Below are 24,837 nucleotides of genomic sequence, written 5' to 3' on the forward strand. Positions count from 1 at the left end.
CCTAACGCAGGAAGGCGGCAGCCACGCCGGCGTCGACGGGCACGTGCAGGCCGGTCGTGTGAGTCAGGTCGCCCCCGGTCAGCGCGAACACCGCGGCCGCGACGTTCTCCGGCAGCACTTCCCGCTTCAGCAGGGTCCGCTGCGCGTAGTACGCACCGAGCTCCTCCTCCGGTACGCCGTACACCGCGGCCCGCTTCGCGCCCCAGCCGCCGGCGAAGATCCCGGAGCCGCGGACGACGCCGTCGGGGTTCACGCCGTTGACCCGGACGCCGTACTCGCCGAGCTCGGCCGCGAGCAGCCGGACCTGGTGCGCCTGGTCGGCCTTGGCCGATCCGTACGCGACGTTGTTCGGCCCGGCGAACACCGAGTTCTTGCTGGAGATGTAGACGATGTCGCCGCCCATGCCCTGATCGATCAGCACCTTCGCGGCGGCGCGCGACACCAGGAACGAGCCCTTCGCCATCACGTCGTGCTGCAGGTCCCAGTCCCGTTCGGTGGTGTCCAGCAACGACTTCGAGATCGACAGGCCGGCGTTGTTGACGATCAGGTCCACACCGCCGAAGGCCAGCACGCCTTCCCGCAACGCCGCCTCGACCGCGTCCGCCGACGACACGTCCGCGCCGACCGCGACCGCTATGTCGGACGACCCGATCTCCTTCGCCACCGCCTCGGCGGCCGCGAGGTCCAGGTCCGCGACCACGACGCAGGCGCCTTCCGCGGCGAGCCGCTGGGCGATCGCCTTGCCGATCCCGGACCCGCCGCCGGTGACGAAGGCGACCCGGGTCGCGAGCGGCTTCGGCTTCGGCATCCGCTGCAGCTTCGCCTCTTCCAGCGCCCAGTACTCGATCCGGAACTTCTCCCGCTCGTCGATCGGCGCGTACGTCGACACCGCCTCGGCGCCGCGCATCACGTTGATCGCGTTCACGTAGAACTCGCCGGCCACCCGCGCGGTCTGCTTGTCCTTCCCGAAGCTGAACATGCCGACACCGGGCACCAGCACGATCGCCGGATCCGCACCGCGCATCGCCGGGCTGTCAGCCTCGGCGTGCCGGTGGTAGTAGGCGGCATAGTCCTCGCGGTACTGGGTGTGCAGCTCCTGCAGACGCTCGACCGCCTCGTCGAGCGGCGCGGCCGGCGGCAGATCCAGGACCAGCGGACGCACCTTGGTCCGCAGGAAGTGATCCGGGCACGAGGTCCCCAGAGCGGCGAGTGTGGCCAGCTTCTCCCGTGCGGTGAACTCCAGGACGACGTCCGAGTCGGTGTAGTGCCCGACCTGCGGCTTGTCGGTCGACGCCAGCCCGCGGATCACCGGGGCCAGCGCGGCCGCCCGGGCCCGGCGCTCCTCCACGGGCAGCGCCTCGAAGCCGGCGACGACCGCGCCGAACGGCTCGGCGACGCCGCGCTCCGCCAGGAAACGTTCCGCCGTCCGGATGATGTCGAGGGAGTTCGCCTCGCACTCCTCGGACGTGGCGCCCCAGGCGGTGATGCCGTGGCCGCCGAGGATGCAGCCGATCGCCTGCGGGTTGTCGCGCTTGACGGCGGCGATGTCCAGCCCGAGCTGGAACCCGGGCCGCCGCCACGGCACCCACACCACGCGGTCGCCGAAGCACTCCGCGGTCAGCTTCTCGCCGTCCGCCGCGGTCGCCAGCGCGATCCCGGAGTCCGGGTGCAGATGGTCGACATGAGGGGCGTCGACCAGCCCGTGCATCGCGGTGTCGATCGACGGCGCCGCACCGCCCTTGCCGTGCAGGCAGTAGTCGAACGCCGCGACCATCTCGTCCTCCCGGTCGACACCCGGGTAGGTGTCGACGAGGGCGTTCAGCCGGTCGAGCCGCAACACGGCGAGCCCCTTGCCGGTGAGGGTTCCCAGGTCGCCGCCCGACCCCTTCACCCAGAGCAGCTCGACCGGCTGCTGCGTCACCGGATCGGTCTCGGAACCCTTCGCCGACGTGTTGCCGCCGGCGTAGTTGGTGTTGCGTGGATCGGCACCCAGTCGGTTGCTACGCGCAACAAGTTCGGCTGCAGTGTCGCTCACTCTCATGCTCCCCATCCGGCTTGCTGACCGTCGGCGCGGTCCTTGGTGATCTGCTCGAAGTAGCCGCTGCGCCTGTAGGCGGCAACGGGATCCGCGTCCAGGCCCTGCGACTCGCGCAGCTCCGCGAGCAGCGGCCGGACGTCGGTGTTGTAGGCGTCCATCAGCGCGGCGTTCGCGCCCAGCACGTCACCCGAGGCCTGAGCGGCGCGGAGCGCGTCCCGGTCGACCAGCAGCGCCTTCGCGGTCGCCTCCTGGACGTTCATCACCGAGCGGATGATCGCGGGGATCTTCTCCTCGATGTTGTGGCACTGGTCGAGCATGAACGCGATCCCGCGGTCCGGGTCGAGCGCGTCGCCGCGGACGATCTCGTTCATGATCCGGAACAGCTGGAACGGGTCCGCGGCCCCGACCATCAGGTCGTCGTCGGCGTAGAACCGGCTGTTGAAGTCGAACGCGCCGAGCTTCCTGGTCCGCAGCAGGAACGCCACGATGAACTCGATGTTGGTCCCCGGCGCGTGGTGCCCGGTGTCGATACAGACCGTTGCCTTCGGCCCCAGTTCGAGGCAGTGCGCGTACGACGTACCCCAGTCCGGCACGTCGGTGGTGTAGAAGGCCGGCTCGAACAGCTTGTACTCCAGCAGCATCCGCTGGTCGTCGCCGAGCCGGTCGTACACCTCCTGGAGCGCGGTCGCGAGCCGGTCCTGCCGGTCCTGGATGTCATCCTGGCCGGGATAGTTCGTGCCGTCGGAGAACCACAGCTTCAGGTCCCGGGAGCCGGTCGCGTCCATGATGTCGACGCATTCGAGCAGGTGGTCGGTGGCCTTCCGGCGGACCGCCGGGTCCGGGTTGGTGACGCTGCCGAGCTTGTAGTCGTCGTCCTGGAAGACGTTGCTGTTGATCGCCCCGAGCCGGACGCCCTGCTCCTTGGCGTACGCCGCCAGCGCCGCATAGTCGTCGACCTTGTCCCAGGGGATGTGCAGCGCGACGCTCGGCGCCACCCCGGTGTACTTGTGGACGACGGCCGCGTCGGCGATCTTCTCCTCCGGCGACCGCGGTACGCCGGGCTGGGTGAAGACCTTGAACCGGGTGCCCGAGTTGCCGAACGCCCACGAGGGCAGTTCGATCTCCTGTCGGCTCAGGGCGGCCTTCGCGGCTTCGGTCGTCATGGTTCAGTCCTCTTTCAGATGGAAGATCTCGGGCAGCAGCAGGAAGGACTCGTCCGGCGGTCGGCCGTCTTCTGTGCCGTCTCCTTGGCCAGTGAAGAACTCGGTCATCTCCGCCTGCCAGCGGGCGTTGACGTCGGTCGCGGCCATCGCCTTCTGCGCCGCGTCCAGGTCGTCGGACTCGACGTACCCGATCAGCAGACCGTCGTCGCGCAGGAACAGCGAGTAGTTGTGCCAGCCGGAGTCCCGGAGCGCGGCCTGCATGTCCGGCCAGACGTCCCGGTGCCGCTCGACGTACTCGTCGAGCCGGTCGGGGCGGACCTGCAGGCAGAAGCAGTAACGATTCACGGCGGCACCTGTACCTAGGGCGGTCGGGACTGCGCTGACGGGGATGAAAGGTTTCAAGAGCGTCCCACGACGCTAAGCGCGGCCACGGGTGGGCGTCAAGAGTCTGCCCAGCTTTCGCGACCGATCCCGGACTGCCGCCACGGAGATCCGGCCGGAACCGGGTATCCTTCGGCAGCTAAGACGTTTCAAGTGCGCAGGGAGGTTTCGTGTCCGTGGACGATGCGGAAGCCCTGCCCGAGCGTGTCCGGCGCCGCCGCGCCCCGAAGCCGCACGCAGCCGGCGTCAAGGCGGTGGCCGCGGCCGCCGGCGTCTCGCTGGGGACCGTGTCGAACGTGCTGAACCGCCCCGAGGTGGTCAGCCCGCTGACCCGGGCCAAGGTCGAGGCGGCGATGGCCTCGCTCGGCTTCGTCCGCAACGAGTCGGCCCGCCAGTTGCGCGCCGGATCCAGCCGCATCCTCGCGTACCTGATGCTCGACGCCGGCAACCCGTTCTTCACCGACGTCGCGAAGGGTGTCGAGGAGGCGGCGCAGGCGGCCGGGCTGTCGGTGTTCCTCTGTACGAGCAGCGAGGACGCGGACCGCGAGGCGGCGTACCTGGACCTGCTCGAGCAGCAGCGCGTCCAGGGCATCCTGATCACGCCGATCGACCAGAACTCGTCCCGGCTACGCAAGCTGCCGTCGCGCGGTACGCCGGTGGTGGTGGTCGACCGGACGCTCGACGACGCGGAGCACTGCTCGGTCGCGGTGAACGACATCCTCGGTGGTGAGCTCGCGATCTCGCATCTGCTCGAGCTCGGTCACGAGCGGATCGCGTACGTCGGCGGCCCGAACACGATCGGCCAGGTCGTCGACCGCCGCGAGGGCGCCCGGCGGGCTCTCCGGACGGCCGGAAAGCCCCTGTCCAACCTCATCGAGCTGACCACCGGAGCGCTCACCGTCGCCGAGGGAAGGGGCGCAGGGCAACGACTCGCGGGCCTCCCCGCCGATCGCCGGCCGACCGCGGCGTTCTGCGCGAACGACCTGCTGGCGCTGGGATTGCTGCAACAGTGCGTGAGCCTGGGGCTGCGGGTGCCGGAGGACCTCGCGATCGTCGGGTACGACGACATCGAGTTCGCGGAGGCGGCCGCCGTACCGCTGACGTCGGTGCGTCAGCCGCGGCAGTTGCTCGGCCGGACGGCGGCGGAGTTGCTGCTGGACGAGTCGTCGAACCCGGATCACGAGCACCAGCGGGTCACCTTCACGCCGGAGCTCGTCGTTCGCACCTCGACCCGAGGCACCCTCTGAGCTCAGCAGGTCGCGGTATGGTGGCGAGGCGAAGGGTTCGTCGTGCGGGGTGAGACATGGGCTTCGCTGGGGGATTGGTACGGCGGTGGGGCGGCCGCGCTGTCGGCCTGGCGATCACCGGTGCCGGGCTCTACATCGTGGCGCCGAGTCTGCTGTCCGTTTTCGGAACCTGGCCGCGCCTGGCAGACATAGAACCCTGGTGGTTCCCGGTCCTCGCAGTACTGGAGGCCTGCAGTTTCGCCGCCTTGTGGTGGCTCGCCAGACTGGCTCTGGCCAGACCCACCGGTGGCCAGGAGCCGGCACCCGTCCCTGCTGGTTGGGGCACGATCGCGACGGCGCAACTGGCCGGGAACGCGGCCAGCAAGGTCGTCCCCGGCGGCCCGGCTGCCGGTGGAGTCCTCCAGGCCAGGCTCCTGATCCAAACCGGCGAGCCGGCGGGAGTCGTCGCCTCAGCCCTGACCGCGATGGGCCTGATCACCACCGGCGTGCTGCTGCTGTTGCCCGTCTTGACGATCCCCGCCCTGCTGATCGGTCCACCGCCGGCCAGGCAGCTCGAGCGCGGCCTGCTGGTCTCGCTGATCATGGCGATCGTCATCGTCGGCCTCGGGCTCACCGCGCTCAAATGGCACCGGTTCCTCGTGCGGGTCGGTCGTGTGTCCGGGCGCATCATCCACCTTGTCAAGCGCAGCGTGACCCCCGACAGCTGCGCCGCTCTGCTGGTCACGCAGCGGGATCGGGTTGCCGCCGCCTTCGACGGCCACTGGTGGGCAGCGGCCTTCGCCGCCGCCGCGAACCGCATGTTCGACTACGCCGCGCTCGTCGCCGCGCTGGTGGCCCTCGACGCGCACGCCCGCCCGTCCGAGGTGCTGATGGCCTATGTCGTAGCCCAGGCCCTCGCCATGATCCCGATCACGCCGGGCGGCCTCGGCTTCGTCGACGCCGGCCTCACCGCGCTGCTGGTGCTGATCGGGGTCAGCGCGGACACCGCGCTCATCGGGACGCTGCTGTATCGGCTCGTCTCGTTCTGGCTGCCGATCCCGGTGGGGCTGCTGGCCTGGACGGGCTGGCGGATCCATCGGCACGTCACCGATCCGTCGAGAGCCCAGACGCCGCCTTCGATCGCGGAAGACGAGGAGGGTCAGGCGCCGTAGGCCGCCAGGAAGACCTCGACCGCACGATCGGCGAGATCTTCCAGCTCGCCGGGCTTGGGCCGCTGCCGGGTGCCCGCGAACATCGCCCGGTTCATCGGCTTGTACATCACCAGTCCGGCGAACTGGTACGCCACGAGCGTGGGATCGTCGAGCTCACGCAGCAGACCGCGATCGCTCAGCCGGCTCAGCGCCTGCCCCAGCGCGTCGAGGGACTTCTCGAAACCGCTGGTGAACCAGGCGCCGCAGACCTCGGGGAAGCGGTCCGCCTCCGCGATCACGAGTCGGCGGAGCTGCAGCACACTGTCGGCGGTCAGGCTCTGGAGCAGGCGAAGGGCCAGCGCACGCAGCGCTTCGCGGGCGTCGGCGGCCCCTTCGAGCGTGTCGACGTACGCCTGCAGGAGGCCGTCCATGAGCTGGTCGCTGGTGCCGAGGACGATCTCGGCGAACAGGCGCTCCTTGTTCTCGAACTGCTTGTAGACGGTCTGTTTGGAGACGCCGGCCTTCGCCGCGACCTCGTCCATGCTCGCGCCGAGATACCCGTGCTGCAGGAACACCTCGGTCGCCGCGGCCAGGATCGCGCGACGCTTGCGGGGCGTCCGGCCCTCGATCTCCACCTGTTCCATGCCGAAATCATACTAGACAGTCCAGTTCTCCGGCGAGTACTGTACGGTCTAGTTTCCGCAGAGCGAGGAGAACCACCATGAGCACCGTGACATCGGCCGACGGCACCGCGATCGCGTTCGAGGCGTACGGCGAGGGCAGACCGCTGATCCTGGTCGACGGCGCGACCGCCCACCGGGCCGTGAACCCGATCAACGCCGAGGTCGGGAAGCTGCTGAGCGACAGCTTCCGGACGTACGTGTACGACCGGCGCGGGCGCGGCGGCAGCGGCGACACCGCGCCGTACGCGATCCAGCGCGAGATCGAGGACATCGCGGCCCTGATCGAGGACGCCGGACAGCCCGCCATCGTGTTCGGCTGGTCGTCGGGCAGCCTGCTGGCGCTGGACGCCGCGGCCGCCGGGCTGCCGATCGCCGGGCTGGCCCTGTTCGAGCCGCCGGTCGTCGTCGACGACGTCCGGCCGCCGCTGCCGTCCGACTACGTCGAGCAGCTCGACGCGTTCGTCGCCGAGGGCCGCCGGGACAAGGCGGCCGAGCTGTTCATGACGGCGGCCGCGATGATGCCCGCGGAGGCGATCCCCGGCATGAAGCAGTCGCCGTACTGGGCGCCGGTCGAGGAGATCGCGCACACCATCTCGTACGACGGCCGCATCATGGGGACCACGATGTCGGGCAACCCGCTGCCGCAGGACCGCTGGGCGGACGTGAAGGTCCCGGTCCTGGTGCTGTACGGCGACCAGACCTGGCCCGCGCTCTCGGCCGGTGCCCGGGCCGTGGCCGAGCACCTGCCGACGGCCACGCTGCAGGCGATTCCCGGCGAGAACCACGGGACCGAGGCGTCGACACTGGCTCCGGTGCTGCGGGAGTTCGCGGGCTTGACCTAGAGCGCGCTCCAGCCGTTTTGATCTGGCGCATGACGAATCTTGCGCTGGGAGCGATGGAGTACGGAACGCGGATCGACGAGCAGACGTCGTTCCGCTTGCTGGACGAGTATGTGGACGCCGGCGGGGAGTGGATCGACACCGCGAACTGCTACGCGTTCTGGCAGCACCCGAGCGGCCACGGCGGCCAGAGCGAGGAGCTGCTCGGAAGGTGGTTCGCGCAGCGGCCCGGCGTCCGGGACCGGGTCAAGCTGGCGACCAAGGTCGGCTGCGAGCCGCTCTGGCCGGGCAGCTGGCCGGAGCACTCGGAAGGTGTGAGCGCCAAGGCGATCGACGCGGCGCTCGAGGCCTCGCTGCGCCGCCTCGGGGTCGACCACATCGACCTGTACTGGGCACACCGTGACGACCGGTCCACCCCGCTGGAGGAGACCGTCGCGGCCTTCGGCAAGCACGCCGCGGCCGGCACGATCGGACGCCTCGGCCTGTCGAACTACGCGCTCTGGCGGGTCGAGCGGATGCGCGGTCTGGCGACCGAGCTGGGCGTGATGGCTCCGAGCGCGCTGCAGTTGCGCTACTCCTACCTGCAGCCACGGCCGTTCGTCCGCGACCACATCCACGACCACCGCTTCGGCTGGATCACCGACGAGGTCCTCGACTACGCGGAGAACAACCCGGAGCAGCAACTGTTCGCCTACAGCCCGCTGATGTCCGGCGCCTTCGAGAACCGCACGGACCGCCCGATCGACCCGGCCTTCGACCACCCCGGCACAACGCGCCGCCTGGAAGTCCTGACCGAACTGGCCGCGTCCTTGAACACCACCCGATCCGCCGTGGTCCTGGCCTGGCTCGCGGGCGGCACCCCCGCCATCACCCCGATCGTCGGCATCAGTACACCCGGCTACCTCACCACCGCCCTCACCGGCACCGCCCTCACCCTCACCACCGACCAGCGCCGCCAACTCGACGAGGTCTGGTAGTTCTCACCCTCCCGCTGGACCCGGGGTCGGTGAGATGGTTTGAGGGTGGACAGGGATGGGTTCTGGGGTCTGGTCGAGGATGCGCGTGCCTCGGTGGATGACACCGTGGCTGATCCGGACGGGGTTGCGGACGCGCTGACCAAGGTGCTGGGTGCGGCGGAGGCCGAGGAGATCGTCGGGTTCGGGACCGAGCTCGCGCGGTTGCAGGTCGAGTCGTACCGGTGGGACCTGTGGGCTGCGGCGTATCTGATCAACTCCGGCGCCTCGGAGGACGGGTTCGACTCGTTCCGTGGCTGGCTGGTCGCACAGGGCCGGGAGGTGTGGGACGCCGCGCTGGCCGACCCGGACTCGCTAGCGGACGTGGTGGACGAGGACCGGCCGGAGGGCTTCGAAGGCTTCGACGGGGAAGGGATGCTGCACGTCGGCAGTCACGCGTACAAGAACGTGACCGGCGACGAGGCGGCGTACTGGAAGGCGGTCGATGCCGACGCCCCGGACACCCCGGACGTCCCGGCGGGTAGCGAGATCGACTTCGACGACGAGGACGACCTGGAGGCTCACCTGCCCCGGCTGGCCGCGCTCTACCTCAACGTCTAGGCGGGTTCGCCACCGAGACGTTCGATCGCGTTGCGGAGGCGGCGGCGCCAGCCGGGCCGGCCGGCTTCCTCGTCGGCCGCTGCGAGGCTGACCAGGTGCTGGGCGGTTTCGAAGCCCTCGGCGGTCTGCGGCTCCACCTCGGTGAGCGCGGCCTGCGGCTCGTCGTACAGCTCGTGACTCCTCCAGCCGAAGCCGTCCGGGATCAGCAGTTCAGGGACGAGCGTCTCGTGGCTGAGCGACGTCAGCTCGTTGTCCCCGTTCCCGATGCTGAAGATCGTCGTACCGCGCCGGCGTACGTCACTGATCCGTTCCAGCAACGTATCGGCGGGTGCGTCCTCGGCGACGACCAGCAGGGACTCACCGCGTCCGGCATCGCGCAGCCGGTCCAGACCGATCGCCAGGTGCGGCGGTGCGTCCGGCGGGGGTGCCCAGCGGACCAGTGACGGCCGCAGGTCCTCGATGCCCGCGCGGTGCAGCTCGTCGTCCAGGTGGGCCGTCAGATGCCACGGCTCCTCGTCGACCGGGCCGAACAGCATCAGCCCGCTGCGCCGGGTCGTGAAGCGTCGCAGCGCATAGCCGAACTCCGTGGTCCGGCTGCCCAGCTCGGTACCGGTCAGCATCTCCCGGAGGAGTGACGCCCTGGTGAGGTCCACGCGTCCAACCTACGCGACCTCAGGTCAGCCGGTCCGCCTTCGACTGCAGGTAGTTCCGCTCCGGCGTGCTCGTCGTCCTGCGGGCCGCCAGCAGGTAGCTCTCCCGCGCAGCGGCGAGCTCACCGGCCATCTCGAGCAGGTGTGCGCGGACCGCTTCCAGCCGGTGGTTCATGCGGTCGTCGGACTCGAGCGGCTCCAGTACGGCGAGGCCCTCCTTCGGACCGACCGCCATGCCCACGGCCACCGCGTGGTTGAGCTTCACCATCGGGTTGTCGACCAGCTGCTCCAGTACGTCGTACAGCGCGACGATCTGGCGCCAGTCCGTGTCCTCGGCCCGCTCTGCCGTGTCATGGACCGCGGCGATCGCCGCCTGGACCTGGTACGGACCGAGCTGGGCGCGGGACAACGCGTCGCTCACCATCGCCTCCCCCTCGACGATGGCGGCCCTGTTCCACTGGGAGCGGTCCTGCTCGGCCAGCGGGATCAGCGTCCCGTCGTCGCCGGTCCGAGCGGGCCGCCGCGCGTCGGTCAGCAACATCAGCGCGAGCAGCCCGGCGACCTCCCCGTCGTCAGGCAGCAACGCGCGCACGCCACGCGCCAGCCGGATCGCCTCCGTGGTCAGCTCCGCACTGTGCAGCGACGTACCGGACGAGGCTGTGTAGCCCTCGTTGAAGATCAGGTAGAGCACGTGCAGGACGGCGGCCATCCGCTCGTCCCGCTCGGCCTCCGGCGGCAGCTCGAACGTACTGCCGGCCTGCTTGATGCTCCGCTTCGCTCTGCTGATCCGCTGCGCCATCGTTGCCTCCGGCACTAGGAACGCGGCCGCGATCTGGGCGGTGGTGAGACCGCCGACCGCCCGCAGCGTCAGCGCGATCTGCGACGCCGGCGACAACGCCGGATGACAGCAGAGGAACAGCAACGTCAGCGTGTCGTCCCGGCCGCCCGGATCATCGATCTCCGGGCCGGACGCAACGAACTCCTCAGGCGCCGACAGCTGCGCCGCGTTCTCCTCCCGGCGCCGCCGGGCCGACTCGCTCCGGAGCAGGTCGGTGAGGCGCCGCGACCCGACCCGGATCAGCCAGCCACGCGGGTTGTCCGGGACGCCCTCGGTCGGCCACTGCTGCGTGGCCGCGAGCAGAGCCTCCTGGACCGCCTCCTCGGCCAGGTCGAAGTGGCCGTAGTGGCGGACCAGCGCACTGAGCACCTGCGGCGCCTGCTCCCGTAGCAGCAGCTCGAAGTTACTCACATCTCCAGTCCAGACATGTCCATGACCGGCCGCACCTCCACCGCGACGTATTCCGCGTCCGGCATCCGTGCCGCGTAGCTGATCGCCTGGTCGATGTCGTCGCACTCCACCAGGTAGAAGCCGGCCAGATGCTCCTTCGCCTCGGCGTACGGCCCGTCCGTGGTGGTCGTGGCGTCGTCACGCACCTGCACGGTCCGCGTGGTGATCGGATCGGCCAGGCCGGCCGAACTGACCAGCATCCCCTGCTCCAGCAGTTCCCGCGTGAGCGTCTCGTGCGCGCGGCTCAGGCCGTCGCGCTGCTCGGCCGACAGGCTCTCCCAGCTCTCTGCGTTGCTGTAGATCAGCAGCATGTACTTCACAGTCACCATCCTGTCCCCGGCGAGGGCCGCTGTGACCCCCAGTCAACAGGTACGTCGAAGCAGACAGGCCGTACTTCGACAGATCCGGAATGTCGAAGTCCACCGGGCCGGCACCGACGTCCCCGGCGAGTGACGCTCAGCCCGGGCGTCCCCGCCGTACTGGAGATGGCTGATGGTTTCGCATTCGAAGCGCTGGTTCGCGCTGGCCTTGCTCTGTCTGACCGGGTTCATGATCATCCTGGACGCGTCGATCGTGCTGGTCGCCGTGCCGTCGATCGAGCGGGAGCTGACCTTCTCGACCGGTGGCGTGCAGTGGGTGCCCAGCGGGTACGCCCTGATGTTCGGCGGTCTGCTGCTGCTCGGGGGCCGGATCTCCGACCTGCTGGGCCGTCGGCGCGTCTTCATGACCGGACTGCTGCTCTTCGCCGGCTCCTCGCTGCTGTGCGGGTTCGCGTGGAGCGGTGACGCACTGGTCCTGGCCCGGGGTCTGCAGGGCGCCGCGGCCGCCGTACTGGCACCGAGCGCGCTGTCGATCGTCATGACCACCTTCCCGTCCGGCCCTGATCGCAACAAGGCCCTGGGTATCTGGGGCGCGACCAGCGGCGTCGGCGGCACGGCGGGCTCACTCGTCGGCGGACCTGTCACGGACGGACTCGGCTGGCAGTGGATCTTCTTCATCAACGTGCCGGTCTGCGTCCTGGTCTTCGTACTGGCGCCGGTCCTGCTGCTGGACAGCCGCGGCCCGGGACGTCGCGGCTTCGACGTGGCCGGCGCGGTCACTGTGACTGCGGCGCTCATCGTCCTTGTGTACGCCGTCATCGAGGCGCCGGAGTCGCCCGTGTCCCGGACCGTCGTGCTGCTTGTCCTGACCGCGTCGCTGTTCGTACTGTTCGTGGTCGTCGAGAAGCGCTCGGCCGCACCGCTCGTACCGCTGCGGATCTTCCACTCCCGTGCACTGGTCGGCGGCAACCTCATCACGATCAGCTGGGGACTGGCGGCGTTCGGGCTCAACTTCGTGTACACGCAGTACGCACAGCTCGCCCTGGGTGCGTCAGCGATCCGCTACGGCCTCATGTCCGCCGTACTCGCCGCGTCGGCGGTCGTGGCGTCGATGATCGGCCAGCACCTCGTCACCCGTGTCGGACCGCGCCGCGTCGCCTTCGTGTCACTGGTCGTTGCCGGAGTGGGGACCACCCTGATGACGCGGCTCACCGTGACGTCCGGGTACTTCGAGCTGGCTTTCTGGGGCCTGACGATCTTCGGCGCCGGGCTGGGTGCGGGGACGGTCGCCGGCTCGATCGCCTCGCTCAGCGATGCGGCCGGCGAGGACGCCGGGGTCGCCTCCGGGCTGCAGAACGCCAGCTTCCAGATCGGCGGCGCGGTCGGTGTCGCGGCCGTCTCCGCGGTGGCTACGGCGAGTACGTCAGGGACTACGCCGACCGCCCTGACCCACGGCTACCGGATCGCCTTCGCGACCGTGTGGGTGTTCCTCGTGATCGGCTTCGCCGGATGCGCACTGATCAAACGGGCGTTGGAGGTTCACGGCGTGAAGAGTGGGAACCGGACGTCCGTGGTCGCCACTTCCGCCCGGCGGCCCCCTGTGAAGGAGGCTCCATGCTCATCCTCGGACTGATCCTGTTGATTCTCGGGTTCGTCCTCAACATCTCGATCCTGTGGACGCTCGGCATCATCCTGCTGCTGATCGGCGCAGTGTTCTGGATCCTCGGAGCGACCGGCCGCGCGGTCGGCGGACGAAGGCACTGGTACTGATCCGGCACCCCAAGGCCGGATCGAACGGAACCCCGCGGCGTCGTCCGCGGGGTTCTGTCGGTCCGGGTGGTTAGCGTGAGGCCCATGAAGTACGTCGTGATGATCTTCCGGCACGTCGACCGGGTGTGGACCGCGCAGGACGACGCGGCGCTCGGCCGCCTGATGCAGCTCGAGCGGGAGCTCGCCGAGTCGGGTGAGCTGGTCAGCTCGGAGGGCCTGCAACCGCCGGCGGAGGCCAGGATCGTGCAACTGCGGGGCGGCCGCCAGGTCGTCACCGACGGTCCGTACGGCGAGGCCAAGGAGCAGCTGGCCGGGTTCTTCATGATCGAGGCCGCCGACGACGACCACGCGCAGCGGATCGCGGCCCGGGTCTCGGTCGCGGCCGGCGACCGGGTCGAGCTACGCGGCACCTTGATCTCAGCGGGGATGCCAGACGAAGCGCGGTGACCGCTTCTGCGTGAAGGCCTCGATCCCTTCCGCGAGCTCACCGCAGGCGATCGTCTCGCGATACCGCCGTACCGCCTCCGCCTCCGCGTCCCGGCCGGCCAGCAGTGCGTTGACCGACTCCTTCGCCGAGCGGATCGTCAGCTGCGACCGTGACACCAGCGTGTCCGCGAACGCCTCGGCCGCCGCCATCGGATCGTCGGCGACCCGGTCGACCAGACCCTTCAGCTCGGCCTGATCCGCGGTCAGCAGTTCACCGCTGAACAGCAGGTACTTCGTGGTCGCCGGACCCACCAGGTCGAGCAGCACCTTGATCGCGGCCGGCGGGTACACGACGCCGATCCGGGCCGGCGTGACGCCGAAACTCGCGTCCCGCGCGGCGAACCGGAAGTCGCAGTTCACCGCGATCTCCAGCCCGCCGCCGATGCAGTGCCCGCGCACCACCGCGATCGTCGGCTTCGGGAACTCCCGCAACGCCGCCTGCGCCTCCAGGTTCGAGGCCCGCAGCTCAGCCATCGGATCGGCCGGATCGGCGCCCGAGATCAGCTCACGGATATCGGCGCCGGCCGAGAAACTCGCACCGTCGCCCGTCACCAGCAGGACCTTGACCTCGTCGTCGGCCGCGGGCCCGGCCAGCAGTCCCGGCAGCGCCGCCCACATCTCCCGCGTCAACGCGTTCCGCTTCGCGGCCCGATCGATCACCAGCCGCGCGACCGCTCCACCCTCGATCCGAAATCCCACGCCCGCAGTCAACCGCACGCCGTGGCCGGGCCGCCGCGCTCTGGATCACAGGCCGCGTGATCCGACCAAGCGTTTGATCTCGGAGCGGTCACATCCGGATAGCGACCGGATCACGCTGCGGCCGAGTCTGTGGATGTTCGTAATGCGTTAAGAGTCGGGGCCGATTCGAACCGGCGCGGCGATGTGTGCTTGACTCCTCCGGTCGATAACGTTTTGGTCTCGGCAGATTGGGTTTCAAGGTGGCTGCAGGACGACATAGACAGGCGCGGCACCGGCAGTCGCGTCCCAAGGTGATCCAGCCCGGTATTGCGAAGGTTGCGATCCCCGGCGCGGCAGTGGCGATGGTTGCCACCGGCTCGGCCGCCGCGCTCCCCAGCCAGCAAGTTCACCTCGACCCGTCGATCGCCAGCTCGTCCCTGCAGCTGTCGCGCGACACCACGATCAGCCGGGACGCCCTGCGTCCGCCGATCAGCGTCCCGTCGACGACGCCGAGCGCGGCCCCCAAGCCGAAGCCGAGCCCGACGGCCAAGCACCTGAAGAAGCAGGCGCCGATCCCGAAGCCGACCGCGGCGAAGACCCGCGCCGCCCAGGAGCTGAACGCGGCGCCGCCGAAGATCAGCGGCACGAAGTACACCACCACCGACGTGAACCTCTGGTCGCTCCCGCTGACCGGCGTCCTGCTGGACGTGCTCCCGAAGGGGACCAAGGTCTCGGTCACGGGCAAGGTCGACGGCATCTGGGCCGAGGTCGTCAGCGACGGCAAGTCCCGCTGGGTGAAGGCGCAGTACCTGTCGGCCACCAAGCCCGTCGCGAGCACCGCCGGCACGATCTCCCAGGCGGCCTGCCAGTCCGGCTCCGGCGTCGAGGACGGCCTGACCCAGGACGCGATCCGGGTGCACCGCGCGATCTGCGCCAAGTTCCCCGACATCACGTCGTACGGCGGTCTGCGGTCCGGCGACAGCGGCTCCGAGCACTCGACCGGGCACGCGCTCGACATCATGGTCAGCGGCGCCGAGGGCCAGGAGGTCGCCGACTGGTTGAAGGCGAACTACAAGAAGCTCGGCGTCAGCCAGCTGATCTGGCAGCAGCACATCTGGACGGTCCAGCGCAGCAGCGAGGGCTGGCGCGCGATGGAGGACCGCGGCGGCGCGACCGCGAACCACTACGACCACGTGCACGTGACCGTCTACGGGAACTCCGGCACGGTCTGATCGAGCGCAGGAAAGCGGCCCAGGGCGGGGACCTGGGCCGCTTTTTTCTTGGTGGCTCTACGGGCGGATGTTGGCGTTCAGGTGGAAGAAGTTCGTCGGGTCGTAGGCCCGCTTCACCGCACGCAGCCGCCGCAGGTCCTTCGCGCCGTACGCCGTGTCCGCACGCCCCGGGTCGCCGAGGAAGTTCACGAACGTCCGGCCCGACATGGGCAGTGCGACCTCGCGGTCGATGATCAGTGAGTACTGCGCCTCGCGGTGCCCGACCGGTCCGGCGCCCGGCCCCGGGTGGGCCATCGCGCCGCCCCAGTGGCGGACCTCGACGGTCGCGTCCTCGAGCGCGACGACCTCGTCGATCACCTCGTCGGTCAGCGTGTCCAGGAAGTCGAGGTGCCGCGCGGGCGTCCCGCCCATCGCGGCGTCGGCGTACTCGATCGTGCTCAGCTCGCCGGCCAGCCGCGGGCCGGCGACCTCGAACAGCGGCTTCAGCAGGTGCTCCGCCAGGTCGGCCGGACCGGCGTACAGGACCTTGATCGCGACCGCGCGCTGCTCGGTGCCGGGGACGCGGGTCAGGACGATCGCGGTGCTGAGCTCGTTCGGGATCGTGGCCGTCCAGTCGCGGTAGCGGCACAGGATCGCGGCGGCGCGGTCGATGCCGTAGTACACGATCCCGGCGTGCACCTCGCGGACCGGGTACAGGCGGAACTCGAGCGAGGTGACGACGCCGAAGTTGCCGGTGCCGCCACGGATCGCCCAGAACAGGTCCGGGTGGTGCTCGGCGCTCGCGGTGACCACGCGACCGTCGGCGGTGACGACCTCGGCGCGGATCACGCTGTCGGCCGCGAACCCGTACTTGCGGGCCAGCCACCCGACGCCGCCACCCAGCGTGTACCCGGTGACGCCGACGTCGCGGTGCGACCCGGACAGCGGCGCGAGGCCGAACTGCCGCGCGGCGTCCAGCACCGCACCCCAGCGTGCGCCCGGCGCGACCTTCGCGATCCGGCGTTCCGGGTCGATCAGTACCGCGGTCATCGGGGTCGTCTTCAGCAGGATGCCGCCGTCCGCGGGCACCCGCGTGCCGTGTCCCGTCGCCTGCACGGCGATCGGTACGCCGTACTCACGAGCGGTCCGGACGGCCGCCTGGACGTCGGTCCGCCCGCACGCCTCGGCGACCACGAGCGGGCGGGAGTCCACCGAAGGGATCACCGACCGGCGCTGCTCGTCGTACTCCGGCTCGCCCGGCAGGCGAACGGCACCGTTGAACCCCGCCCCCAACAGTCCCGCCACCACGTCACTGGCAACCGCTGCAACTGCCTGCGTAGACATCTGGTCCCGCCCCTTCGCCGTATCCGCTTCCTGCTCATACGTCGAAGGAGACCGCCGGGGATCGACACGTCCGCCAAACTTTTCCGGATGACACATTCGGTCGAGATCTCCGGACGAACCCTCACCAAGCGCTACACCTCGTGGTCACGCGACGAACCGACCCGGGAGTGGACCGCCCTCACCCTCCTCTCCCGCACAGCCCCCGGCCTGACGCCCACCCCACTCGCGTCCTCCCCCACGACGGCCGGCACCCCGTGGATCACGATGACGCTCCTCCCCGGCCGCGCGCTCACAGCTCCGTTGGCGCCCGCGCAGACCGCAGCAGTGGGCGACGCCATCGAGACCCTCTGGTCCACCCCGGTCGACGGCCTGCAGCCGATCGACCTCCAAGCACTCGTCGACCGCACCCGCACCGGCCTGACAACGCTCGCCGACACCACAGGCGTGATCGCCCGCGCCGCCCGCACCTGGCTCGACAGCGAGCCGCCCGACCTGACCGCTGTACAGGATCCAGTAGTCGCACACGGTGACCCGAACCTCACCAACTACCTCTGGGACGGCACCCGCGTCTGCATTGTCGACTTCGAGGACGCCGGCCTCGGCGACCGCACCGTCGAGCTGGCCAACCTTGTCGAGCACCTGTCCTGGCGCCAAGCCGACCCAGCCCCACTGGTAGAACGCTTCGCAGTAGACCCGCACAGGTTCCGCCAGGCGCGCATCCTCTGGGCCGGCTTCTGGCTGACCCTGATCGGACCCGGCGGCCCCAGCGCTCACCGCAACCCGCCAGGCACCGCCGAGGCGCAGGCGCGGCGCGTGCTCAGGCTGGCAGTGGAATGACCTCGAGCCGGTCGACGTCGGCGAGGATGTCGATCTCGGTGATCCGGCCGTCGGTGACGGTCAGGGCCATCACGCCCATCAGACGGCCGTTGACGACGGTGATCGCGCCAGGCAGTCCGTTGACCAGCGCCAGCTCCGTGTACGGCGCCATCCGGCTGAACATGAGCGCCTGCTCCACCACAGCCCTCGCGCCCCGGACGAGCTTCGACACCGCAGGACCGGCGAACTCCGCGCTCGCCGTCCCCGCGTCCGCGCGCAGCAGCACGTCCGGATCCAGCAGCTCCAGCAACGCCTCGAAGTCGCCGCCCCGCGACGCCGCCAGGAACGCCTCCACGATCACCCGCTGCCGGCTGACGTCACCGTCACCGGCCGGCGCGCCCTGGACCCGCCGCCGCGCCCGGCTCGCCAGCTGACGCGTCGCGGCCGGCGACTTGTCCACAATCGTGGCGATCTCGTCGAACCCGACCCCGAACATGTCGTGCAGCACGAACGCCAGCCGCTCAGCCGGCGACAACGTCTCCAGGACGACGAGCAGCGCCAGCCCGATCGCATCCGTCTGAACAGCCTCGTCCTCCGGCCCCGGCGTACCGATCACCGGGTCAGGGACATAGGTGTCGAGCGAGTCCTCCCGCCGCGACTTGCGGCTGCGCAGCATGTCCAGACACACCCGCGACACCACGGTGGTCAGCCAGCCGGCCAGGTTGCCGACGTCACTCACGTCGGTCCGGCTCAGCCGCAGCCAGGCCTCCTGGACTGCGTCCTCGGCCTCGGGCAACGACCCGAGCATCCGGTACGCGACCGCACGTAAGTGCCCGCGGTTCTCCTCGAACCGCCGCGCCAGCTGCTCATGCTCGTCCACCGCTGCCTCCTCAGTGCCCTGACGGATCAGCCCACCATGATGTGACAGACCACCTGGTCGGCCGATCATGGGGGCATGACTCAGCCGGTGTTCACCGATGACTTCGCCGCGCCCGCCCTGGACCTGTCCGTGTGGTCGCCGTACTACCTGCCGCAGTGGAGCTCGCGTGGTGCGTCTACTGCGACGTACGGCTTGGCCGACTCGTGCCTGACGCTCAGCATCCCGGTCGAGCAGGGCCTCTGGTGCGCCGACTCGCACAAGCCGGACCTGCGGGTCTCCGGCATCCAGTCCGGTAACTACTCAGGCCCTGTGGGTAGCACGGTCGGCCAGCAGCCGTACCGTGACGGTCTGCTCGTGCAGGAGGAGCAGGAGCCGTTCTGGGGCTGGACCGCGAGCGGCGGGTACGTCGAGCTGCGGGCCAGGGCCGACATCGCCACGGGCTCCATGGTGTCGCTCTGGATGGTCGGTCTGGAGGACCAGCCGGGCCGCTGCGGCGAGATCTGTGTCATGGAGGTGTTCGGCGACGCGGTCGTCCCGGGTGAGTCCGCCGCGGTCGGCATGGGTCTCAAGACCATCCGGGACCCCGCCGTACCGCAGGACTTCGAAGCCGTGCGGCTGCCGATCGACGTACGGGAGTTCCACACGTACGCGGTCGATTGGGTCGACGGTACGGCGTCGTTCTCGGTCGACGGCACCGCGATCCGCAGCTGCCAGGGCGCCCCGACGTACCCGATGCAGCTGATGCTGGCGGTGTTCGACTTCCCCGAGCAGTCCGGCCGGGACCACGTCCCCGCCTTCACCGTCGATCATGTCCGGCACCGCGTGCGCTAAGGTCGGTGGCATGTTCCAGCGCGCGAGTATGTGGTGGGCCGTCGACCAGACGGCCTGAATCCGCGCGTACCCACCCGGCCGTCTCCTGCGAGGCGGCCGTTGTCATGTTCTCCTCGTGGGCGGCCCAGCACCCTGAGGAATGCCGATGGCAACAACACTCCGGACCTGGTCCGGCCTGATCTCCGCGCTCCTGGCCGGCTCCGACCTGTCGGCGGCGGACACCGGCTGGGCGATGGACCAACTGGTGCTGGGCGACGCGTCACCGGCGCAGATCTCCGGGTTCCTGATCGCCATGCGGGCCAAGGGCGAGACCGCGGACGAGCTCAACGGGCTGGCCGAGGTCCTGCGTTCGCACGCGACCCCGGTGCTCATCGACGGACCGTTCGTCGACATCGTCGGAACGGGCGGCGACCGGACCGGCGCGGCGAACATCTCCACGATGGCGTCCGTGGTCGCCGCGGCGGCCGGTGCCACCGTGGTGAAGCACGGCGGGCGGGCCGCGTCCTCCTCAGCTGCCGGCAGCAGCGACCTCGTCGAGCACCTGGGCGTTCCACTCGACCTGTCCGCTTCCGAGGCTGCTCGGATGGCCGCAGAGGTCGGACTGACCTACCTGTTCGCTCCACGCTTCAACCCGGCTCTGCGGCAGGTTGCCGTCGTACGGCGTGAGCTGGCGGTCCCCACCGCGTTCAATGTGCTCGCGCCGTTGCTGAATCCGGCCTGCCCACAACACCAACTCGTTGGCGTGGCCAACCCAAATATGCTGCCCGTGCTTGCCAAAGCGCTCGCCAAGCAGGGCAGGTCCGCACTCGTCGCTCGCGGCGACGACGGGCTCGACAAGCTCACCACTACCGGTTACTCACGGCTGTGGGTGGTGCATGGCGGGTCCGCGTCGGAGGTGGTGTTCGACCCACGCTCGCTCGGGTTACGGCCGTCGTCCTTGGCAGAGCTGCGTGGCGGGGACCCAGCGTTCAACGCGCGGCTGCTGCGCGGGTTGGTCGCCGGAGAACGCGGACCGGTGCGTGACGTCGTACTGCTGAACGCCGCGGCTGCCCTGGCCACACTGTCGCTGGAGTCCGGCCTGGAACAGTTGGCTGACTGCTTCGAGCGCTGCGAGGAAGCTGTGGACAGCGGCCGGGCAGCCGCAGTGCTGGACCGCTGGGCCTACCACTCGTTAGCGTGCGGATGATGCAAGACCTGCTGGACGCCGCACGCGCGGGTGACGAGCACGCCTTCGGACGGTTGGTCGATCCGTGGCGTGGTGAGCTCCACGCGCACTGCTACCGGATGCTCGGCTCCGACGCGGACGCCGAGGACGCTGTCCAGGAGACGCTGCTGCGCGCGTGGAGTGGCCTGCTCGGGTACGAGGACCGCGGGTCGATCCGTCCGTGGCTCTACAAGATCGCGACGAACCGCTGCCTCACCCTGATCGAGCGGCGTGGCCGGCGTGACGAGGAGACGCTGGACCCGTACCCGGAGAGCCGTCTCGCTTGGACGTCCACTCTGACGCCAGAGGCACAGCTGCTGGCGCTGGAATCCGTTGAGCTCGCCTTCGTCGCGTCGCTGCAGCATCTGTCTGCTCTGCAACGTGCCGTGCTGCTACTACGCGACGTACTTGCGTTCAGTGCTCGCGAAGTAGCTGAGGTGCTGGAGACGACGGTTGCTGCGGTCAACAGCGCGCTGCAACGAGCGCGGGCTGTGGTGAGCGACGTACCGAGTCAACAGCAGACGCTGCGCGCATTGGGCGAGTCGGGCGAGCGTGAGCTCGTACGGCGGTACATGGCCGCCTGGGCGGCGCGTGACGTCGACGCGATCGTGGCGATGCTGGCGGCGGACGCGAAGTACTCGATGCCGCCGCTGCCGGACTGGTTCCTCGGGCGGGACGCGATCCGGGCGTTCCTCCTCGACGGGCCGCTGCGGGAGGAATGGCGCTTCCTCCCGGCCCGCGCGAATGGTCAGCTCGCCTTCGGCACGTACAGGCTTCAGGGCGATCTGTACGTGCCCTGTGGGCTGGACGTCGTCGTCCTGCGGGGATCGGAGATCGCCGAAGTCGTGTCGTACCTGGAAGCGGACTTCCCGACGTTCGGGCTGCCCGCCGAGCTGCCGCGATGAGTTTGCCGGACATCGCGGGTTGTAGGGGGTGAAGACGACCTTCCCGAGGGAGAGACATGACTGACGAGCAGGTGATCCGCACCCTGATCGAGAACTGGGTCGCGGCTGTGCACACCGGCGACCTGGACGCGGTCCTGGCCGATCACGCACCCGACCTGGTGATGTTCGACGTGCCCCCGCCGTACGACGGGGTGCACGGCCTGGACGCGTACCGCGACACCTGGCCCGGCTTCTTCGAGTGGCAGAAGTCGGGCGCCTCCTTCGAACTGGAGTCGCTGGAGGTGACCGCGGGCGCCGACGTCGCATTCGCCTTCGCCTTGCTGCACTGCCGTGCGGCCGACGGCGATCCGCGCCAGCTGCTCCGGCTCACGATCGGCCTGCGCAAGATCGACGACCGCTGGACAGTCACCCACGAGCACCATTCGTTCCCGCACGACAACTCAGCGGCTCCCGAGATCAGGGCGGTGCTCGACCGCTGGAGCGCCGACACCACCGCGGGCAACCTGGACGCCTTGATGGAGCCCATCGCCGAGAACGTCGTGTCCTACGAGATCGACGGCAACTACTCCGGCAAACAAGCCGTTCGCGAGGTGTGCGCCGCGGGCCTGGCCTCGAGCCCGGACGCGATCACCTTCACCGTCCCCGATCCGACCGTCGAATCCGCCGACGACCTGGCCGTCGCCTGGTCCGTCGACCACGTCACCGCCGACGGAACCGAAACCACCTCCCGCGCCACCCGCGTCTTCCGCAGAACCGGCGCCGGCTGGCAACTGATCCACCAGCACCTGTCCTATCCGGCGTCCTAGTCGCCCGCGAGCCGCAGGATGGTCTCCGTGACCTGCTGTGGTTCGCGGAGGCTGGGGAAGTGGTCGGCGCCGGGGAGCCAGACGAACTCGCTGCCGGGGATGCGGGCGGCGGTGGCGCCGGCCACGGCGGCGAGGATCGGGCGGTCCTTGTCGCCGACCATGACGACCGACGGGGCCTTGATCTCGTGCAGCCGGTCGTAGACGGGCGGATCCGGTTTCAGGTACTCGGCCTGGTCGAACCACGCCGGGACGGATGCACGGAGCTGCGCGACCACGGCGTCGTCAGCACCCGCAGCGGCCCAGTGCCGCAGGCCGAACTGCACCAGCCCTTCCACATCCCGATCCGCGGCCAGTACGTCGTACTGCGCGTCCAGCTCGGGCTCCTCCGGCATCGGGAAGCCGGGGACGCCCGGACAGAGCAGGACAAGGCCGTGGACTCGGTCCGGGTGCGCCAGCGCGAAGCTGAGCGCCGTACTGCCACCCATCGAGCAGCCGACCAGCAGGACCCGGTCCAGGTTCAGCTGTTCCAGGACCTTCTCCAGGTCCCCAAGCAGCGAGAACTCGCTGGTCGGCTGCGGCGACCGCCCGTACCCGCGGACGTCGTAGCGCAGGACCCGCCTGCCGTCGAGCGCGGGCACCACGAGGTCCCACGACCGCGAGTCCCCGATGCCCGGGTGCAACAGCACGATCGGTACACCGTCGCCGGCCAGATGCTCGGTCCAGACCGTGTCCTGCCCTACCGGGATCGTCAGCTCCATCTCTTCAGCATGCCTGTCCGTGCGTACCAATGCCCGCCAGCTCGCAGGTGCCTGACGAACGCTCGCTGCAGACTGGTGTCCTGCGGGATGCTGTCGAGGTCCTCGTCGGTCAGTCGATGGGCCGGGACTTCCAGGTGCAGACCGAGCCGCATCAGCTCACGGTCGCCCTCAGAGGGATCCTCGGGCGGCAGCAGCGGGAGCAGATCGAAGCGGCTCTGGAAACGGATGATGTTCGACTCCGGGCGGAGGTACTCGGCCAGCTGCGGGTCCAGCAGCCAGGAGTGGCAGACGAGCCCCGCGATCGGCTCCTCCGGGTACCAGCGCTCGAACGACTCGACCGCGGCGGCAACTGACTCCTCCGACTCCTGCGCGTCGAGCGGGCCGCTCGGTGGGATGTGGATGGAGAGTACGTGCCCGGACACGCCGTCGCCGAGACCCATGTGGGTCCGGGTGAAGTCGTGCCGGCCGATCTCGTAGTCGGCTCCGCGGAACCTCAGCGGTGGACCCCACAGCGGCATCAGCCCGACGCCCGGTGCGCCGAAGATGTGCCGGTGCGTGCCCATGACTCCACCCAGAGCCGAGACGGTTGCGACAGTCACCGACTCCGGTACGCCTCTCTGCGTGTGGAGCTCGCGCAACCTCGGCAGGTTGGCCAGCAGCGCCCACGCCGCAGCGAACAGTCCCACCGGCGACGCGTTCCGCGGCACCGCGGGCCAGCCTCTGAAGCCTGTGGACGGCAGCGCCACGTCCAGGTTCCGCTCGACCTCGCCGGCGAGCGCCCAGGTGATCGCCCACCACTCCGGCTCGCGGTCGGGGTCCGGGCGAGCCGCCAGCATCGCGCTGCGATCAGCCGGGCCTACACCGCAGTACGCGAGCAACTCCTCGGCGTCCTCGGGTAGCTGTGGGTCGGCCCCGACCTCCAGGCCCTCGAACCGCGTCTGGTCCCGCTTCGTGAAGCCCACTCGTTCTGCCGCACCCAGAACGTCCACAGCCGTGTCCTCCCGTCTTCGGTCAGTCCCTCGACCTCACCACGGGCCGCCGGTCAAGCGCACGACTTTTGTGTCCCAGGTCACGGCTAGGCTCGCCGAAACGTCTACTGAGGGAGCTGAGGATGGCGAAGTTCGGGGAGTCCGACGACCTGGCGGGTGCGGAGTTCGTGGGGGCGAATCTGCGCGGCGCCCGGTTCGTGGAGTCCGATCTGTCCGGTGTGGTGATGCGCGGCATCGACCTCCAGGGAGCGGACATCGACGCGCCGTGGATCGTCGAGCCGGGCGGCAGCCTGAAGGTGAACGGCATCGAGGTCTCCGGGTTTGTCAACGACGAACTGAACCGCCGGTTCCCCGGCCGGGCGGACCGGCGGGCCAAGGACCCGGACGGCCTCCGCGCTGCCTGGGCCACGGTCGAGCGGACCTGGGCGGCGGCGATCGACCGCGTCGCGAGCATGCCGGAAGGCACCGTCGACGTCTCCGTGGCCGGCGAGTGGTCGTTCGCGCAGACACTGCGGCACCTGATCCACGCCACCGACCTGTGGTTCGGCCGCGCCGTCCTCGGCCACCAGGAGCTCCACCCGATCGGCCTGAAGTACAACACGAAGGACAACGGCGACCAGCCGTCGTACGCCGAGGTCCTCGAAGTCCGCGCCGGCCGGGTCGCCATGGTCCGCGACTTCCTCGCCACGGTCACCCCCACCGAGCTGGACACACCCCGCGAGAACCCGCACGGCCCCCGCCCCGAAACCACCAGGTCCTGCCTCCACGTGATCCTCGAGGAGGAGTGGGAGCACTACCGCTTCGCCACCCGCGACCTCGACACCATCGAAGCGGGCTGACCCGGTG

At 69.8% G+C, this 24,837-nt stretch carries 27 protein-coding genes; 15 read left to right on the forward strand and 12 right to left on the reverse strand.

Translation table 11 applies throughout. The annotated features are described in order from the left end of the window. Position 1 precedes the first annotated feature (1 nt). From ABZW60_RS09885 to ABZW60_RS09895, 3 genes are read right to left on the reverse strand one after another with little or no spacing between them, the layout of a single operon-like run. A complete protein-coding gene (locus ABZW60_RS09885) occupies positions 2–2,041 on the reverse strand; it encodes a bifunctional aldolase/short-chain dehydrogenase (RefSeq protein WP_355475363.1) in 2,040 nt (679 codons plus the stop codon). Further along, positions 2,038–3,201, reverse strand: a complete 1,164-nt coding sequence (gene rhaI / locus ABZW60_RS09890) for an L-rhamnose isomerase (protein WP_355475364.1) — start codon at positions 3,199–3,201, stop codon at positions 2,038–2,040. The genes ABZW60_RS09885 and rhaI overlap by 4 nt, the downstream gene beginning before the upstream one ends. Positions 3,202–3,204: 3 nt before the next feature. Continuing rightward, positions 3,205–3,546, reverse strand: coding sequence for an L-rhamnose mutarotase (locus tag ABZW60_RS09895; protein ID WP_355475365.1), 342 nt, complete (start codon positions 3,544–3,546; stop codon positions 3,205–3,207). Between the two features lie 206 nt (positions 3,547–3,752). On the opposite strand from ABZW60_RS09895, the gene ABZW60_RS09900 reads away from it, so the two are divergent. Together ABZW60_RS09900 and ABZW60_RS09905 are read left to right on the forward strand one after the other, a co-directional pair. After that, positions 3,753–4,829, forward strand: a complete 1,077-nt coding sequence (locus ABZW60_RS09900; RefSeq protein WP_355475366.1) for a LacI family DNA-binding transcriptional regulator — start codon at positions 3,753–3,755, stop codon at positions 4,827–4,829. A 56-nt stretch (positions 4,830–4,885) separates the two neighbouring features. Next, entirely contained in the window at positions 4,886–5,980 is a 1,095-nt protein-coding gene (locus ABZW60_RS09905; RefSeq protein ID WP_355475367.1) for a lysylphosphatidylglycerol synthase transmembrane domain-containing protein, read from the forward strand. Here the strand turns inward: ABZW60_RS09905 and ABZW60_RS09910 are convergent. Beyond that, positions 5,968–6,603: a TetR/AcrR family transcriptional regulator gene (locus tag ABZW60_RS09910; protein WP_355475368.1), complete on the reverse strand. Its 636-nt coding sequence runs from the start codon at positions 6,601–6,603 to the stop codon at positions 5,968–5,970. The genes ABZW60_RS09905 and ABZW60_RS09910 overlap by 13 nt on opposite strands. 77 nt (positions 6,604–6,680) lie before the next feature. Here ABZW60_RS09910 and ABZW60_RS09915 point away from each other — a divergent pair, with 77 nt between their 5' ends. From ABZW60_RS09915 to ABZW60_RS09925, 3 genes are read left to right on the forward strand one after another with little or no spacing between them, the layout of a single operon-like run. Further along, complete coding sequence (locus ABZW60_RS09915; protein WP_355475369.1) at positions 6,681–7,484, forward strand: alpha/beta hydrolase; 804 nt, start codon at positions 6,681–6,683, stop codon at positions 7,482–7,484. A 29-nt stretch (positions 7,485–7,513) separates the two neighbouring features. Then, positions 7,514–8,458, forward strand: coding sequence for an aldo/keto reductase (locus ABZW60_RS09920; RefSeq protein ID WP_355475370.1), 945 nt, complete (start codon positions 7,514–7,516; stop codon positions 8,456–8,458). Between the two features lie 45 nt (positions 8,459–8,503). Continuing rightward, entirely contained in the window at positions 8,504–9,055 is a 552-nt protein-coding gene (locus ABZW60_RS09925) for a DUF4240 domain-containing protein (protein ID WP_355475371.1), read from the forward strand. Here ABZW60_RS09925 and ABZW60_RS09930 read toward each other — a convergent pair. Genes ABZW60_RS09930 through ABZW60_RS09940 form a run of 3 tightly spaced genes read right to left on the reverse strand, consistent with a single transcriptional unit; the run spans position 9,052 to position 11,304 of the window. After that, entirely contained in the window at positions 9,052–9,708 is a 657-nt protein-coding gene (locus ABZW60_RS09930) for a hypothetical protein (RefSeq protein ID WP_355475372.1), read from the reverse strand. The two genes, ABZW60_RS09925 and ABZW60_RS09930, sit on opposite strands and share 4 nt — an antisense overlap. Positions 9,709–9,727: 19 nt before the next feature. Then, positions 9,728–10,954, reverse strand: coding sequence for a DUF6596 domain-containing protein (locus ABZW60_RS09935; protein WP_355475373.1), 1,227 nt, complete (start codon positions 10,952–10,954; stop codon positions 9,728–9,730). Beyond that, positions 10,951–11,304, reverse strand: a complete 354-nt coding sequence (locus tag ABZW60_RS09940; protein WP_355475867.1) for a YciI family protein — start codon at positions 11,302–11,304, stop codon at positions 10,951–10,953. The genes ABZW60_RS09935 and ABZW60_RS09940 overlap by 4 nt, the downstream gene beginning before the upstream one ends. A 181-nt stretch (positions 11,305–11,485) precedes the next feature. Between ABZW60_RS09940 and ABZW60_RS09945 the strand changes: the two genes are divergently transcribed. The 3 genes from ABZW60_RS09945 to ABZW60_RS09955 all read left to right on the forward strand — a co-directional run bounded on the left by ABZW60_RS09945 (position 11,486) and on the right by ABZW60_RS09955 (position 13,530). After that, positions 11,486–12,946 carry an MFS transporter gene (locus ABZW60_RS09945; protein ID WP_355475374.1) on the forward strand — a complete coding sequence of 487 codons (1,461 nt, stop codon included), beginning with the start codon at positions 11,486–11,488 and terminating at the stop codon, positions 12,944–12,946. Beyond that, positions 12,928–13,083, forward strand: coding sequence for a DUF6131 family protein (locus ABZW60_RS09950; protein ID WP_355475375.1), 156 nt, complete (start codon positions 12,928–12,930; stop codon positions 13,081–13,083). The genes ABZW60_RS09945 and ABZW60_RS09950 overlap by 19 nt, the downstream gene beginning before the upstream one ends. Positions 13,084–13,167: 84 nt before the next feature. Beyond that, positions 13,168–13,530 (forward strand): YciI family protein, encoded by a 363-nt coding sequence (locus ABZW60_RS09955; RefSeq protein WP_355475376.1) that lies wholly within the window; start codon positions 13,168–13,170, stop codon positions 13,528–13,530. Here ABZW60_RS09955 and ABZW60_RS09960 read toward each other — a convergent pair. Beyond that, complete coding sequence (locus ABZW60_RS09960; protein ID WP_355475377.1) at positions 13,501–14,268, reverse strand: enoyl-CoA hydratase/isomerase family protein; 768 nt, start codon at positions 14,266–14,268, stop codon at positions 13,501–13,503. The two genes, ABZW60_RS09955 and ABZW60_RS09960, sit on opposite strands and share 30 nt — an antisense overlap. 290 nt (positions 14,269–14,558) lie before the next feature. On the opposite strand from ABZW60_RS09960, the gene ABZW60_RS09965 reads away from it, so the two are divergent. After that, positions 14,559–15,479: an SH3 domain-containing protein gene (locus ABZW60_RS09965; protein ID WP_355475378.1), complete on the forward strand. Its 921-nt coding sequence runs from the start codon at positions 14,559–14,561 to the stop codon at positions 15,477–15,479. 57 nt (positions 15,480–15,536) lie between these two features. Here the strand turns inward: ABZW60_RS09965 and ABZW60_RS09970 are convergent, their stop codons facing one another. Next, entirely contained in the window at positions 15,537–16,763 is a 1,227-nt protein-coding gene (locus ABZW60_RS09970; RefSeq protein ID WP_355475379.1) for an FAD-binding protein, read from the reverse strand. A gap of 126 nt (positions 16,764–16,889) precedes the next feature. Here ABZW60_RS09970 and ABZW60_RS09975 point away from each other — a divergent pair, with 126 nt between their 5' ends. Further along, positions 16,890–17,639 carry an aminoglycoside phosphotransferase family protein gene (locus ABZW60_RS09975; RefSeq protein ID WP_355475380.1) on the forward strand — a complete coding sequence of 250 codons (750 nt, stop codon included), beginning with the start codon at positions 16,890–16,892 and terminating at the stop codon, positions 17,637–17,639. Here ABZW60_RS09975 and sigJ read toward each other — a convergent pair. Next, positions 17,620–18,498: an RNA polymerase sigma factor SigJ gene (sigJ, locus tag ABZW60_RS09980; protein ID WP_355475381.1), complete on the reverse strand. Its 879-nt coding sequence runs from the start codon at positions 18,496–18,498 to the stop codon at positions 17,620–17,622. The genes ABZW60_RS09975 and sigJ overlap by 20 nt on opposite strands. A 75-nt stretch (positions 18,499–18,573) precedes the next feature. Here sigJ and ABZW60_RS09985 point away from each other — a divergent pair, with 75 nt between their 5' ends. The 4 genes from ABZW60_RS09985 to ABZW60_RS10000 all read left to right on the forward strand — a co-directional run bounded on the left by ABZW60_RS09985 (position 18,574) and on the right by ABZW60_RS10000 (position 22,244). After that, complete coding sequence (locus ABZW60_RS09985; protein ID WP_355475382.1) at positions 18,574–19,329, forward strand: glycoside hydrolase family 16 protein; 756 nt, start codon at positions 18,574–18,576, stop codon at positions 19,327–19,329. Positions 19,330–19,474: 145 nt separating this feature from the next. After that, positions 19,475–20,515 (forward strand): anthranilate phosphoribosyltransferase, encoded by a 1,041-nt coding sequence (gene trpD, locus ABZW60_RS09990; protein WP_355475383.1) that lies wholly within the window; start codon positions 19,475–19,477, stop codon positions 20,513–20,515. Next, entirely contained in the window at positions 20,515–21,438 is a 924-nt protein-coding gene (locus tag ABZW60_RS09995) for an RNA polymerase subunit sigma-70 (RefSeq protein ID WP_355475384.1), read from the forward strand. Before trpD ends, ABZW60_RS09995 begins: the two co-directional genes overlap by 1 nt. Before the next feature lie 56 nt (positions 21,439–21,494). Beyond that, positions 21,495–22,244 (forward strand): nuclear transport factor 2 family protein, encoded by a 750-nt coding sequence (locus ABZW60_RS10000; RefSeq protein WP_355475385.1) that lies wholly within the window; start codon positions 21,495–21,497, stop codon positions 22,242–22,244. Here the strand turns inward: ABZW60_RS10000 and ABZW60_RS10005 are convergent. Both ABZW60_RS10005 and ABZW60_RS10010 read right to left on the reverse strand, forming a co-directional pair. Further along, a complete protein-coding gene (locus ABZW60_RS10005) occupies positions 22,241–23,002 on the reverse strand; it encodes an alpha/beta hydrolase (RefSeq protein ID WP_355475386.1) in 762 nt (253 codons plus the stop codon). The two genes, ABZW60_RS10000 and ABZW60_RS10005, sit on opposite strands and share 4 nt — an antisense overlap. Continuing rightward, positions 22,993–23,991: an acyltransferase domain-containing protein gene (locus ABZW60_RS10010; protein ID WP_355475387.1), complete on the reverse strand. Its 999-nt coding sequence runs from the start codon at positions 23,989–23,991 to the stop codon at positions 22,993–22,995. The genes ABZW60_RS10005 and ABZW60_RS10010 overlap by 10 nt, the downstream gene beginning before the upstream one ends. A 122-nt stretch (positions 23,992–24,113) precedes the next feature. Here ABZW60_RS10010 and ABZW60_RS10015 point away from each other — a divergent pair, with 122 nt between their 5' ends. Next, positions 24,114–24,830 (forward strand): DinB family protein, encoded by a 717-nt coding sequence (locus ABZW60_RS10015; protein WP_355475388.1) that lies wholly within the window; start codon positions 24,114–24,116, stop codon positions 24,828–24,830. The last annotated feature ends 7 nt before the right edge of the window (positions 24,831–24,837 follow it).

The organism is Kribbella sp. NPDC003557, assembly GCF_040610805.1.
Classification (GTDB): Bacteria; Actinomycetota; Actinomycetes; order Propionibacteriales; family Kribbellaceae; genus Kribbella.

Excerpts from the sequence above, each read along its gene's own strand:
- ABZW60_RS09920 (WP_355475370.1), top strand. The coding sequence starts at position 7,514 with ATGACGAATCTTGCGCTGGGAGCGATGGAGTACGGAACGCGGATCGAC.
- ABZW60_RS09995 (WP_355475384.1), top strand. The coding sequence starts at position 20,515 with ATGCAAGACCTGCTGGACGCCGCACGCGCGGGTGACGAGCACGCCTTC.
- ABZW60_RS09945 (WP_355475374.1), top strand. The coding sequence starts at position 11,486 with ATGGTTTCGCATTCGAAGCGCTGGTTCGCGCTGGCCTTGCTCTGTCTG.
- ABZW60_RS09885 (WP_355475363.1), bottom strand. The coding sequence starts at position 2,041 with ATGAGAGTGAGCGACACTGCAGCCGAACTTGTTGCGCGTAGCAACCGA.
- rhaI (WP_355475364.1), bottom strand. The coding sequence starts at position 3,201 with ATGACGACCGAAGCCGCGAAGGCCGCCCTGAGCCGACAGGAGATCGAA.
- ABZW60_RS09905 (WP_355475367.1), top strand. The coding sequence starts at position 4,886 with ATGGGCTTCGCTGGGGGATTGGTACGGCGGTGGGGCGGCCGCGCTGTC.
- ABZW60_RS09940 (WP_355475867.1), bottom strand. The coding sequence starts at position 11,304 with ATGCTGCTGATCTACAGCAACGCAGAGAGCTGGGAGAGCCTGTCGGCC.
- ABZW60_RS09910 (WP_355475368.1), bottom strand. The coding sequence starts at position 6,603 with ATGGAACAGGTGGAGATCGAGGGCCGGACGCCCCGCAAGCGTCGCGCG.
- ABZW60_RS10000 (WP_355475385.1), top strand. The coding sequence starts at position 21,495 with ATGACTGACGAGCAGGTGATCCGCACCCTGATCGAGAACTGGGTCGCG.
- ABZW60_RS10005 (WP_355475386.1), bottom strand. The coding sequence starts at position 23,002 with ATGGAGCTGACGATCCCGGTAGGGCAGGACACGGTCTGGACCGAGCAT.
- ABZW60_RS10015 (WP_355475388.1), top strand. The coding sequence starts at position 24,114 with ATGGCGAAGTTCGGGGAGTCCGACGACCTGGCGGGTGCGGAGTTCGTG.
- ABZW60_RS09975 (WP_355475380.1), top strand. The coding sequence starts at position 16,890 with ATGACACATTCGGTCGAGATCTCCGGACGAACCCTCACCAAGCGCTAC.
- trpD (WP_355475383.1), top strand. The coding sequence starts at position 19,475 with ATGGCAACAACACTCCGGACCTGGTCCGGCCTGATCTCCGCGCTCCTG.
- ABZW60_RS09950 (WP_355475375.1), top strand. The coding sequence starts at position 12,928 with ATGCTCATCCTCGGACTGATCCTGTTGATTCTCGGGTTCGTCCTCAAC.
- ABZW60_RS09955 (WP_355475376.1), top strand. The coding sequence starts at position 13,168 with ATGAAGTACGTCGTGATGATCTTCCGGCACGTCGACCGGGTGTGGACC.
- ABZW60_RS09915 (WP_355475369.1), top strand. The coding sequence starts at position 6,681 with ATGAGCACCGTGACATCGGCCGACGGCACCGCGATCGCGTTCGAGGCG.
- ABZW60_RS09985 (WP_355475382.1), top strand. The coding sequence starts at position 18,574 with ATGACTCAGCCGGTGTTCACCGATGACTTCGCCGCGCCCGCCCTGGAC.